11 protein-coding genes are annotated in these 11,923 nt (G+C 51.3%); 7 read left to right on the top strand and 4 right to left on the bottom strand.

Annotation, left to right across the window (positions count from 1 at the left end; all coding sequences use genetic code 11):
* Positions 1-65 precede the first annotated feature (65 nt).
* The 7 genes from K1X45_RS05465 to K1X45_RS05435 all read left to right on the top strand — a co-directional run bounded on the left by K1X45_RS05465 (position 66) and on the right by K1X45_RS05435 (position 8,614).
* Positions 66-218, top strand: coding sequence for a hypothetical protein (locus K1X45_RS05465; RefSeq protein WP_213598538.1), 153 nt, complete (start codon positions 66-68; stop codon positions 216-218).
* Between the two features lie 353 nt (positions 219-571).
* Positions 572-2,440, top strand: coding sequence for an ABC transporter ATP-binding protein (locus tag K1X45_RS05460; RefSeq protein ID WP_022710120.1), 1,869 nt, complete (start codon positions 572-574; stop codon positions 2,438-2,440).
* 214 nt (positions 2,441-2,654) lie between these two features.
* The gene (locus K1X45_RS05455) at positions 2,655-4,532 is read left to right on the top strand and encodes an ABC transporter ATP-binding protein (RefSeq protein WP_213598536.1); all 1,878 of its coding nucleotides are present in this window, start codon (positions 2,655-2,657) and stop codon (positions 4,530-4,532) included.
* Between the two features lie 581 nt (positions 4,533-5,113).
* The gene (petA, locus tag K1X45_RS05450) at positions 5,114-5,677 is read left to right on the top strand and encodes a ubiquinol-cytochrome c reductase iron-sulfur subunit (protein ID WP_028233437.1); all 564 of its coding nucleotides are present in this window, start codon (positions 5,114-5,116) and stop codon (positions 5,675-5,677) included.
* Between the two features lie 20 nt (positions 5,678-5,697).
* Positions 5,698-6,975 (top strand): cytochrome b N-terminal domain-containing protein, encoded by a 1,278-nt coding sequence (locus K1X45_RS05445; RefSeq protein ID WP_022710124.1) that lies wholly within the window; start codon positions 5,698-5,700, stop codon positions 6,973-6,975.
* 29 nt (positions 6,976-7,004) lie between these two features.
* The gene (locus K1X45_RS05440) at positions 7,005-7,865 is read left to right on the top strand and encodes a cytochrome c1 (protein ID WP_022710125.1); all 861 of its coding nucleotides are present in this window, start codon (positions 7,005-7,007) and stop codon (positions 7,863-7,865) included.
* Positions 7,866-8,068: 203 nt separating this feature from the next.
* Entirely contained in the window at positions 8,069-8,614 is a 546-nt protein-coding gene (locus tag K1X45_RS05435; protein ID WP_116087828.1) for an adenine phosphoribosyltransferase, read from the top strand.
* 79 nt (positions 8,615-8,693) lie between these two features.
* On the opposite strand, the gene K1X45_RS05430 is transcribed toward K1X45_RS05435, so the two are convergent.
* The 4 genes from K1X45_RS05430 to pth form a co-directional block, all read right to left on the bottom strand.
* Positions 8,694-9,179, bottom strand: a complete 486-nt coding sequence (locus K1X45_RS05430) for a MaoC family dehydratase (RefSeq protein ID WP_122093919.1) — start codon at positions 9,177-9,179, stop codon at positions 8,694-8,696.
* 2 nt (positions 9,180-9,181) lie between these two features.
* Positions 9,182-9,643 (bottom strand): MaoC family dehydratase, encoded by a 462-nt coding sequence (locus K1X45_RS05425; RefSeq protein WP_116087827.1) that lies wholly within the window; start codon positions 9,641-9,643, stop codon positions 9,182-9,184.
* A 176-nt stretch (positions 9,644-9,819) separates the two neighbouring features.
* Positions 9,820-10,923: a redox-regulated ATPase YchF gene (gene ychF / locus K1X45_RS05420; protein WP_116087826.1), complete on the bottom strand. Its 1,104-nt coding sequence runs from the start codon at positions 10,921-10,923 to the stop codon at positions 9,820-9,822.
* A gap of 194 nt (positions 10,924-11,117) precedes the next feature.
* Positions 11,118-11,858 (bottom strand): aminoacyl-tRNA hydrolase, encoded by a 741-nt coding sequence (gene pth, locus K1X45_RS05415; RefSeq protein WP_220160038.1) that lies wholly within the window; start codon positions 11,856-11,858, stop codon positions 11,118-11,120.
* Between the last annotated feature and the right edge of the window lie 65 nt (positions 11,859-11,923).

Below are 11,923 nucleotides of genomic sequence, written 5' to 3'. Positions count from 1 at the left end.
CGGTAAAATAACATAGTGCTATACGGATCATCCATTTTATCAGATTGACTATGAAGGAGGCTGTGATGAATATTAAGATTTCTTTGAATCTTTGCCCAGTTGCAGCCGCACCTGTATCCGGCGTGATTAACCCCGCTCCGGTAGCTTTCATGGCGGGTACCGCACCAATCGAAGCTGTGGTATCTTTTCCCGAATTGTTTTTGCGGGCGTTGCGCTGAACGGGACTGTTAAAATGAGCGTATATATCAGATTGCTGTAGCAAACCACCTGATAGCCTGAAACCGATGATGAGTTGTGCCGTCGGATCCGCAGGTCAAATACGATTCTTCCATCTATCTTCCGGTTAAGTGTACTCACGCATTTAATCCTCAAACCGCATCTGAGTGTTTCGGGTTCTGTGCCCGTTGATTTTCCGATGCTTTAAAAATGCTGAAATTCTGCCTCATATTCAGTTGCTGAAGTGAATGGCAGAACCCAAATGAATCAAAACTGACCCCTGCCGTCTTCGTTTTACGAAAATGATGCGGGGGAATTGGTTTTCGCACGGGATAGCCCGTATTTGAGGTCGAAAATGTTTCGTTGGTTCGAAAAGAAGCTGAACGCCTATCCGGATGTTCCGCTTGAACAACCGCCGAAGGGCTTGTTCAAATTCTGTATGTATTACAGCCGCGGCGCGTGGGGCTGGATTATTGTGATGGCCTTTCTGACAGCGCTGATCGCAATCTTTGAAGTGTCGCTGTTTGCTTTTCTCGGCAATGTCGTGGACTGGCTGAGTGAGCATAATCGTGAAACCTTCCTGCAGCAGGAGGGCTGGAAACTGGCGCTGATCGGCGGCGTTGTTCTGGTGATTTTGCCATTGATTGTTTTGCTGCAATCTCTGGTTCTGCACCAGACACTGATCGGGAATTTCCCGATGCGCATACGCTGGCTGATGCACCGTTATCTGATCCGTCAGTCGATGACATTCTTTCAGGATGAATTTGCCGGACGCATCTCCACCAAGCTGATGCAGACAGCATTGGCTGTGCGTGAAACGGTTATCAAACTTGCGGATGTGATGGTCTATGTAGCGGTCTATTTTACCGGTACAATTTTCATCGCAGCCACGGCTGACTGGCGCCTGATGATCCCGTTCATTGTCTGGCTGCTGGCCTATGTCGGTCTGCTTCGCTATTTCATTCCGCGCCTGCGGGTGATTTCCGAAGCGCAGGCCGATGCCCGCTCCGAGATGACCGGCCGTATCGTTGACAGCTATACCAATATTGCCACGGTCAAACTGTTCTCGCACACACAGCGCGAGGAAGGGTATGTCCGTGACAGTCTTGAGCAGTTTCAGGGTACAGTAAACCGCCAGATGCGTATGGTGACGCAGTTCTTCGGTTCACTCTATTTCATGAATTCTTTGCTGCTGTTCTCAGTCGGTGCATTGGGTATCATGCTGTGGATGGACAATGTTGCTTCTGTAGGTGCGGTGGCCATCGGTATTGCGCTGTGTTTGCGTCTGAACGGTATGTCCCAGTGGATCATGTGGGAAATGTCGGCACTGTTCGAAAATATCGGCACAGTGGAAGACGGTATGCGTTCGATCGCACAGCCGCGCAAAGTGATCGACCATGAAGGTGCAAAGCCGCTGCATGTGCGTTCCGGTGAGATCACCTTTGACCGCATCGGTTTCCACTATGGCAAGGGCAAAGGCATCATCAATGATCTGTCGCTGAATATCCGTCCGGGTGAGAAGGTTGGTCTTGTCGGCCGCTCCGGCGCGGGTAAGTCCACACTGGTCAATCTGCTGTTGCGTTTCTACGATCTGGAGCAGGGCAAAATCCTGATCGACGGTCAGGACATTTGCAAAGTCACACAGGACAGTCTGCGCGCCAATATAGGTATGGTGACGCAGGACACCTCGCTGCTGCATCGTTCCGTCAGGGATAATGTCGGCTATGGCCGTCCTGATGCAACGGATGAAATGATGCTGGAAGCGGTTGCACAGGCGCAGGCCGATCAGTTCCTGCCGCATCTGACTGACCCGAAAGGCCGTCAGGGCTTTGACGCGCATGTCGGTGAACGTGGTGTGAAACTATCCGGCGGTCAGCGCCAGCGTGTGGCAATTGCCCGTGTGATCCTGAAGGATGCGCCGATCCTTATTCTGGATGAAGCGACATCTGCGCTTGATTCCGAAGTGGAAGCGGCAATTCAGGACAGCCTGTACAGGCTGATGGAAGGCAAGACTGTGATTGCCATTGCCCATCGCCTGTCGACCATTGCCGCGCTTGATCGTCTGATCGTCATGGATCAGGGACGCATTATCGAAGACGGCACCCATGAAGAACTGATTGCGCAGGGCGGCATTTATGCTTCGTTGTGGGCGCGTCAGTCCGGCGGGTTCCTCGGCTTTGATGATGAGGAAGAAAAACAGGCACTGCCTGAGCCTGCTGAATGATTACTGTTCAAGCAGAGAAAAATACCTGCCGCCGTTCTACTCGAGCGGCGGCGGGTACGTTTTCAGTCTTTTAAAGATGACGTCCGGCGTTAATCGCGGACGGAAAGTTTTTTATTTTATATATTAAAAACATCAGCAACTTGCTTGCCGATTCTGTTTTGCATGCGCCTTCCTGCCTGTAATGATTGCGGGATGCTGCGGAAAGGCCTTCCCGATGAATATGATTTACCGTCTGTTTGAAAACTGGATTGATCCGTTGCAGGATTTCGACGGTAAACGCCCGCCGCAAACCACAATGCGGTTTCTCTGGCATTATATTTATCAGGCGCGCTGGCCTTTGCTGCTGGCTCTGATCGTTGGTGGTATTCTGCCGCTTCTGGAAGCAGGCCTGTTCTATTTTACCGGACGCATTGTTGATATTCTTGACCAGAGCGCAATGGAGCGTAGCTGGCACGGTCTTTATATCAGCGCCGGTTATGAATTGCTGGCGATGGGGTTTATCGTGCTGGTGGTGCGGGTGCTGATGACCGCGCTCAGCTCCTTGCTGGATGACCAGACAATCACGCCCGGATTTTACAATCTGATCCGCTGGCAGGCCAATTCCTATGTGTTGCGTCAGTCCTATGCGTTTTTCCAGAATGATTTTTCAGGGCGTATCGCTACCAAAGTCTGGCAGGCAGGGCAGGCGGCCGGTGATCTGATTACCAGTTTCATTCAGGTTGTCTGGTTTATGATTATTTACAGCATCACAACATTGCTGCTGTTCGGTCAGCTCGACTGGCGGCTTGCGGTACTGGTGGTGGTATGGATGGTGCTGTTTGCATGGATCGCACGTCTCTATCTGCCGACTATGCGTAAACAGGCTGAGGCCAGTGCTGAGGCCGGCTCGCTGATCAACGGCCGTATCGTCGATAGTTATACCAATATTCAGACCATCAAGCTGAATACGCCGGATATGGATCAGGCCTATCTGCGGTCAGGCTTTGCCAGCTATATCAAGACCATGCTGCCTTTCATGCGCACGCTCACAGGAATGCGTGTTTCCATGACTGCACTTTCCAGCCTGATGATTGTGCTGGTTGCGGCATTCTCGATTGATTTGTGGACCAAAGGTCAGGCGACAGTGGGTGAGGTGGCTTTTACGCTCGGTCTGGTTCTGCGTCTGAATATGCTGCTTGGCCGTTTGATGATGCAGATGAACGGTATGCTGCGTTCCTATGGTGTGATTGAAAACTCCATGCGGCTGATCTCTGCACCGCTTGGCATGGAAGACAAACGCGATGCCAAACCGCTGCAGGTGACCTCCGGTGCTATTGATATTGAGCATGTGACTTTCCGTTATGGCTCCGAGAATGAAAACAAGATGAAGGCCGGTGTGCTGAGTGATATCAGCCTTGCCATTCGCGGCGGCGAGCGTGTCGGTCTGATCGGTCACTCCGGTGCTGGTAAAACCACGCTGATAAATCTGATGCTGCGGCTCTATGATGTAGATACCGGCTCTGTACGCATTGACGGGCAGGATGTGCGCGATGTGACGCAAAGCTCATTGCGTGCGGCTTTTGCGGTGGTCAGTCAGGAGACGGCACTGCTGCACCGCTCTTTGCGGGACAATATTATGCTGGCAAAAGCCGATGCATCTGAGGAAGAGCTGCGTTTTGCCGCCAGTCAGGCCGAAGCTGAGGAATTTATCGGCGCCTTGGAGGATTACAAAGGTCGTAAAGCCTATGATGCTTTTGTCGGCGAGCGCGGCGTTAAATTGTCTGGCGGACAGCGACAGAGAATCAGTATTGCCCGTGCCGTTTTGAAAAATGCGCCGATTCTTATTCTTGATGAGGCCACATCAGCTCTCGATTCAGAGGTCGAGGCAGCCATTCAGGAAAATCTGGCACGGCTGATGGCGGGTAAAACCGTGATCGCTATTGCGCATCGCCTGTCGACAATTGCACAGCTGGATCGTCTGGTTGTGCTGGATCATGGCCGGATTGCCGAAAGCGGCACACATGACGAGCTGATTGCTTCCGGCGGTATTTATGCCGGTTTATGGGCGCGTCAGTCCGGTGGCTTTCTTGGAGAGGCCGATGAGGAAATCTGAATGGCGGGGAGAATTCTCCCCGCGTGAACTTTGCGCGTGATCAGTCAAAACAGAGTTCTTATGCCGGTTGATGACGGAAATGCAGCGTTTTATGACGTTTTTGTAACTCTTTATGCGGTTGTTGCATCTGCGGCCTGCCGGTTCTTATTTTATATTGCATATCAGTAAACCGGATTTCCTGACTGGTTCGGGCAGAGTGCCGCTTTCTTTTAAAAACTGTTCGCAGGTAATTTTATACAGGCGTGAAACTGCCGTTTGCCTGTTCTGCCCCGTGTGATTTTGCACGAAATGGTCACAGGTGCTTTGCCATTGATACGGGTGAGGAAAGCCGTTTTTTGACCATTGTGCGGCCTTCACTTTGCCGGTTTCCATGCCTGCGACATGGTGCCGTAAGTGCCTCAGATGACTGGACAAGCTTTTTTATCATGCCTAAACCTTGAACAAGGTGGGGGAGTTATGTCCGGTTTGTATCTGTTTTCAGGTCTTACAGCTCTCAGCACAAAACGTCACATAATTACGGACGAATGTGCTCGCGGACAACAGAGGACAGTTCAACATGCAAGTCAAAAAGGAAGTGGTACGTGAGCGCACACGACACAGCTGAGCCGACACGGCGTGATTTTCTGTACATAGCGACGGGAATGGCCGGCGTAGTCGGTGCTGCCGGCTTGGCATGGCCATTTATCGACCAGATGCGGCCGGATGCTTCAACCCTTGCGGCGGCATCCATTGAAGTGGACGTTTCGTCCCTCGCGGAAGGCGGATCGCTGACAGTAAAATGGCGCGGTAAGCCGGTATTTATCCGTAACCGTACGGCTAAAGAAATCGAAGATGCCAAAAACACGCCGATGTCTGCATTGAAGGACCCTCTGGCGCGTAATGCCAATCTGGCAGCAGACGCACCGGCTTCGGATCTGGAACGCACTGCCGGTGAAGGCAAAGAAAACTGGATAGTCATGATCGGCGTGTGCACCCATCTGGGTTGCGTGCCGCTTGGTGAAGCCGGTGAATTCGGCGGATGGTTCTGCCCGTGCCACGGTTCGACTTATGATACGGCTGGCCGTATCCGCAGCGGTCCGGCACCGGAAAACATGCACATTCCGGAATTTGCATTCATTTCCGATACCGTCATTAAAGTCGGTTGAGTGGTCTGAGGAGAAATTTTATGAGCGGCGGACACTCTTCATATACGCCAAAGACCGGTATCGAAAAATGGGTTGACGCAAGGCTGCCTCTGCCGCGCCTCGTCTATGACTCGTTTATTGCTTATCCGGTTCCGCGTAACCTGAACTATATGTATACATTCGGCGGCATTCTGGCCTTCATGCTGATCGCTCAGCTGTTGACCGGTATTGTGCTGGCTATGCATTATGCAGCATCCACCCAGCTGGCTTTCGGCTCGGTTGAAAAGATCATGCGTGATGTCAATTCCGGCTGGTTGCTGCGTTATATGCACTCCAATGGTGCATCCTTCTTCTTTATTGCGGTTTACCTGCATATCGCCCGCGGTATGTATTACGGTTCCTACAAGGCTCCGCGCGAACTGCTGTGGATCCTCGGCGTGGTCATTTTCCTGCTGATGATGGCAACCGCATTCATGGGCTATGTGCTGCCATGGGGACAGATGTCTTTCTGGGGTGCGACCGTTATCACCGGCTTCTTTACGGCGTTTCCGATTATCGGTGAACCGATCCAGCAGCTGCTGCTTGGCGGTTTTGCCGTGGATAATCCGACACTGAACCGTTTCTTCTCGCTGCACTATCTTCTGCCGTTCATGATTGCCGGTGTTGTTGTGCTGCACGTATGGGCACTGCATGTGACCGGTCAGACAAACCCGACCGGCATTGAAGTGAAAACGAAGACAGATACACTGCCATTCACACCTTATGCGACGATCAAAGATGCATTCGGCGCAGTCGTGTTCTTCATCTTCTTCGCCTATTTCGTCTTCTATATGCCGAACTATCTCGGCCATCCGGATAACTATATTGAAGCAAATGCGATGGTAACCCCTGCGCATATCGTTCCTGAATGGTACTTCCTGCCGTTCTATGCGATGCTGCGTGCGATTACCTTCAATATCGGCCCGATCGACTCCAAGCTCGGCGGTGTTCTGGTGATGTTTGGTTCGATTGCTATCCTGTTTGTGCTGCCATGGCTTGATACATCGAAGGTACGTTCGGCGGTTTATCGTCCTTGGTTCAAGATGTTCTTCTGGGTATTTGTCGCCAATGCGATTTTCCTCGGCTGGCTCGGTTCCCGTCCTGCTGAGGGTGTCTATACCCTGATGGCACAGATCGGCACGCTGTATTATTTCGCATTCTTTATCATCATTCTGCCGGTACTCGGTTTGGTTGAAAAGCCGAAGCGTATACCAAACTCCATCACTGAAGCGGTTCTCGGTTCGGATGATGAAGTTGCAAAAGCAGATGCTAAAGCCTGATTGCAGCACCAGATAGGAAGAGTACAGTTATGAAAATGTTCTTTACCGGTCTTGCTGCTTTCGGTCTGGCCACAGCGCTCACACTGGGCGCTGTACAGGCTGAGACTGCGGGCAGTGAAGCAGAACCGGCACATTACCCGATCAAGCATCCGACACAGGAAAGCTGGTCATTCGCAGGGCCTTTCGGCACTTATGACAAGGCACAGTTGCAGCGCGGCCTGAAAATCTACAAGGAAGTCTGCTCTGCCTGTCACTCGATGAAACTGGTACCGTTCCGCACGCTGAGCGATCTTGGTTATAATGATGACCAGATCAAAGCTTTTGCTGCGGAATATGAAGTGCAGGACGGACCGAATGCTGACGGTGAAATGTTCACCCGTGCTGCACGTCCGGGCGATTATTTCCCGTCACCTTTCGCGAATGCGGAAGCCGCGGCCGCTGCCAATAATAATGCAGTTCCGCCGGATTTCTCGCTGATCGCCAAGGCGCGCGGTGTTGAACGTGGTTTCCCGACATTTGTGTTTGATATTTTCACGCAATATGCGGAAGCGGGTCCTGATTATATTCATGCCCTGCTGACCAGCTATGATGAAACACCACCTGCAGGTATGCAGATTCCGGAAGGTACGCATTATAACCCTGCCTTTATCGCCGGTAAGTCGCTTGCTATGGCCAAGCCGCTCAGCGATGGTCAGGTGACCTATGATGACGGTTCGCCGGAAACAGTTGAACAATATTCGCGCGATATTTCTGCGTTCCTGATGTGGGCTGCTGAGCCGCATATGGAAGATCGTAAGAAAACCGGTTTCCGCGTTATCGTGTTCCTGCTGTTGCTGGGTGCAATTGTTTACGCAACGAAACGTCGTGTTTTTGCGGGTATTAAGCACTAATTGGCTTCACACTGATCGTGTGATCCTATAAATAAGAAAAAGGGCGCTTAAGGCGTCCTTTTTTATGTGAAGTTTGATCTGTTTTATCTGCTTACTGTGCGTAGCCGGTAAACAGAGCGCTATAACGCCGGATGGCGATTATCTGTCTCAACAGAGGATTGAACGGATAGAGCCAACCAGAGAGTTACAAATGAGGATTTGCCATGAATGATGAAACCAAAGAGTTTCTGAAGGCTTCGTTGCGTACAATTCCGAATTATCCGCATCCGGGCGTGATGTTTCGTGATGTAACAACTCTGATGGGTAATCCCCAAGCGTTTCGTCGTGCGATTGATGAACTGGTATTTCCTTTTGCCGGTGGCAAGGCTGACAAGATTGCCGGCGTAGAAGCCCGTGGCTTTATTCTCGGCGGCGCAATGGCGCATCAGTTGTCGGCCGGTTTCGTGCCGATCCGTAAAAAAGGCAAGTTGCCTTATGAGACTGTGCGTATTGCCTATAGTCTGGAATATGGCCTTGATGAAATGGAAATGCATAGCGATGCGATCCATCCGGGCGAACGGGTCATCCTCGTTGACGATCTGATTGCAACCGGCGGTACAGCTGTTGCTGCGGTCAATCTGCTGCGTCAGATGAAAGCTGAAATTGTTGCTGCCTGTTTCATTATCGATCTGCCTGATCTTGGCGGACGCAAGAAACTGGAAGAGCTCGGTGTGCAGGTTCGCACCTTGCTGGAATTTGAAGGCGATTAAGTCTGCTTATCTGTGAAATTAATAAGAAGCCTGCCTGAGCAATCAGGCAGGCTTTTTTATATTTCTAATATACTTGTGATCAGGGCAGCTTTACCAGAGCGGCACCGTCAAATTGCATTACGCGCTCGCCATGCTGATTGGTGCCTGTGGAGTGATGGCTGAGCATAGACCAACCCGGCTTCGTCGCCAGCGGGCGAATACCGGTGATCTGTGCGGTATAGGCGATCACATCGCCTGCAAAGACCGGATGCTCCCAGCGCAAATTTTCAAAACCGGGTGAGGGGCCGAAAACCGGCGGTGTTTCTCCGCGCTCCATGCAGGTTTTAACTATACCAATCATGGACTGCACGTTGAGTCGCATCCACACAGCAGTGGTGTGCCAGCCTGAGGCGCAGAGCGCACCGAAAAAACTCTCTTTGGCTGCAACTGGATCGGTATGAAAGACCTGCGGGTCATATTTTTCTGCAAAGCGGATAATTTTCGCCTCGGTAAATTCATAAGAGCCGATGGTAACTGTTTTGCCGATATTCTCTTCAAGAATGGATGGCTTGCTGGTCTTTTCCATCATCACGCCTCCTGAATATTTACGCGCATGAAAATTGAACCCTGTGCTTCACAAACCGGAATATCATTCTGATTGGTGATTTTGTGGTTCAGCCGGATGATGCCGAGTGCAGGCTGCGAGCGAGAGATACGCTTTTCCAGCACTGTTGTGGTTGCGCTGATTGTGTCTCCGGCCAATACAGGTTTCAGCCATTTGACATATTCCACGCCGGGTGCACCCTGACTGTCGGAATTACTGATAAACCGGTCAGCCATCATGCGCATCAGCATGGCACAGGTATGCCAGCCGGAAGCGGAAAGCCCGCCGAGAATTGACGCCTTGCCTGCTTCTTCGCTCATATGAAAAGGCTGCGGGTCAAACTCGCTGGCAAAGGCAATGACTTCTTCCGCAGTTACCAGCTTGGAGCCGAGTTGCAGGCTGTCGCCGACGATAAAATCATTATAGGTGAAATGGGGCTGGCTCAACGGCACTCTCCTCCGTTTATATGACAAGCTGCCGTGCAATAGTGATATGTGGCTGCTTTGCTTTCGGTGTTGTATCCTATGATCTTTTACGTAAACGTCAAATGATGTTTTGTGAAATTGCACAGATACAAAAAAAGCCCTGCAGAGCAGGGCTTTAAATTCGGCGATATATAAAATCAGGTGTTGAACTTGAACAGCATCACATCGCCGTCCTGCACCACATATTCCTTACCTTCATCGCGGGCTTTACCGGCTTCTTTGGCGCCGACTTCACCTTTAAAGGTAACGTAGTCATTAAACGCGATAGTCTGCGCGCGGATGAAGCCGCGTTCAAAATCAGTATGGATCACACCAGCTGCCTGCGGAGCTTTAGCACCGCGATGCACAGTCCATGCACGGGTTTCTTTTGGTCCGGCAGTGAAATAAGTAATCAGATCAAGCAGGCTGTAGCCCGCACGGATCAGACGGTCGAGACCTGGCTCTTCCAGACCCATTTCGCCAAGGAACAGCTGTGCATCTTCGTCAGGCAGCTGCGAAACTTCCGCTTCAATCGCTGCGGAAATGATAACAGTTTCCGCCCCCTGTTCTTTTGCCATTTTGGCGACAGCTTCGGTGTGCTCGTTGCCGTTTGCTGCATCGCTTTCAGCGACATTGCAGACATAAAGCACAGGCTTTGAAGTCAGCAGGTTCAGGCCTTTGAGGATCAGCAGATCATCCGGTGCAATGCCTTTCAGCAGCATGCGAACCGGCTCACCATTCTGAAGCAGCTTCAGGGATTCTTCCATCATCGGCAGAACGGTTGTTGCTTCTTTGTCTTTGCCGGTGGCGCGCTTGCGGATCTGGACGATGCGGCGTTCAAGACTTTCGAGGTCGGAGAGCATCAGTTCGGTTTCAACAGTCTGCGCATCGGAGACCGGATCAATACGGCCTTCAACATGGGTGATGTCATCATCTTCAAAGCAGCGCAGCACATGAACAATGGCATCTACTTCACGGATATTGGCGAGGAACTGGTTGCCCAGACCTTCACCCTTGGAAGCGCCGCGTACCAGACCGGCAATATCAACAAAGTTGATACGGGTCGGGATCAGTTCTTTTGAACCGGCAATATCTGCGATCTGGCGCATGCGGCTGTCCGGTACTGCAACTTCACCGGTATTCGGCTCAATGGTGCAGAAAGGATAGTTTGCAGCCTGTGCGGCAGCTGTTTTGGTCAGTGCGTTGAAGAGGGTGGACTTGCCGACATTTGGCAGGCCAACGATACCGCATTTGAAACCCATGGTAGAACCTTATCCGGTCTGGAGCGAATTTTAAGAACGACCGGCAATGGCGCGGTTCAGCCCTTATCCTTCAGCATGAAACGTAATGAATATTGCTATTGCCTATGCGCTATGGGGCAAGCACAGGTCAAGGGCAGTGGCGTAAATTGCGGGAAAAAGCCGCTGAAAATTGCAGCTTGCAGCGCGTTTTGTGGTTAGTCGCCCTTTTTGCCAAAGAGTTTGGCCAGCATATCGGCCATAGGGCCGGTTGCGGGAACTTTGGGGGCAATTGTATTATTCTGCCGTGCCTGACGGATATGGCTCTGGGCTTTGGGTGCAGCTTTTACCGGTGCCTCTGCTTTGGCATCCTGCTTGCCACCCATGACAAGGGAGAGCTTATTCATGAAGCCGTTATCGTCTTTTTTGACGAGATAGGACAGATTGTCAGCAATGCCGGTAAAGAGCAGATCCAGCCATTCATTATCGGCTTTGGCAAAATCACCCAGCACATAATGATGCACCAGATCTTTCGAACCCGGATGGCCGATGCCAAGGCGCATACGGCGATATTCCTTGGAGTTCAGCAACCCGTGCATATGCTGGTCAATGGACTTGATACCATTATGGCCATTGGCACTGCCACCGGCTTTGACCCGCAATTTGGCAGGGGGCAGATCAAGCTCGTCATAGACTACAATGAGATCGCTGATTGCCAGCTTATAGAAACGCATCGCTTCGCCGACAGACTGACCGGAAAGGTTCATAAAAGTTTGCGGCTTGAGCAGCAGTACCTTTTCACCATCAATCATGCCTTCGGAAATCAAGCCCTGAAACTTTTTCGACCATGGCGAAAAGCGATGGCGGGAATGAATTTCATCCACGGCCATAAAACCGATATTATGACGGTTTCGCGCATATTGCGCACCGGGATTGCCGAGGCCGGTTATCAGCAGCATGGTCGTCTCCGAGAATAAGATATGGCAAGCGTTTTATCAGGCTGTGCTGGTATCACAAACAAAAA

This window comes from Pseudochrobactrum sp. Wa41.01b-1 (assembly GCF_019464455.1).
GTDB classification, from domain to species: domain Bacteria; phylum Pseudomonadota; class Alphaproteobacteria; order Rhizobiales; family Rhizobiaceae; genus Pseudochrobactrum; species Pseudochrobactrum saccharolyticum.
The sequence above is the reverse complement of the archived record's forward strand: the minus strand, read 5'-3'. Positions and strand labels throughout refer to the sequence as shown.

What these genes read in the sequence shown, in the direction of transcription:
- K1X45_RS05465 (WP_213598538.1), top strand. Translation starts at nt 66, where the DNA reads ATGAATATTAAGATTTCTTTGAATCTTTGCCCAGTTGCAGCCGCACCT.
- K1X45_RS05460 (WP_022710120.1), top strand. Translation starts at nt 572, where the DNA reads ATGTTTCGTTGGTTCGAAAAGAAGCTGAACGCCTATCCGGATGTTCCG.
- K1X45_RS05455 (WP_213598536.1), top strand. Translation starts at nt 2,655, where the DNA reads ATGAATATGATTTACCGTCTGTTTGAAAACTGGATTGATCCGTTGCAG.
- K1X45_RS05445 (WP_022710124.1), top strand. Translation starts at nt 5,698, where the DNA reads ATGAGCGGCGGACACTCTTCATATACGCCAAAGACCGGTATCGAAAAA.
- K1X45_RS05440 (WP_022710125.1), top strand. Translation starts at nt 7,005, where the DNA reads ATGAAAATGTTCTTTACCGGTCTTGCTGCTTTCGGTCTGGCCACAGCG.
- K1X45_RS05435 (WP_116087828.1), top strand. Translation starts at nt 8,069, where the DNA reads ATGAATGATGAAACCAAAGAGTTTCTGAAGGCTTCGTTGCGTACAATT.
- K1X45_RS05430 (WP_122093919.1), bottom strand. Translation starts at nt 9,179, where the DNA reads ATGGAAAAGACCAGCAAGCCATCCATTCTTGAAGAGAATATCGGCAAA.
- ychF (WP_116087826.1), bottom strand. Translation starts at nt 10,923, where the DNA reads ATGGGTTTCAAATGCGGTATCGTTGGCCTGCCAAATGTCGGCAAGTCC.
- pth (WP_220160038.1), bottom strand. Translation starts at nt 11,858, where the DNA reads ATGCTGCTGATAACCGGCCTCGGCAATCCCGGTGCGCAATATGCGCGA.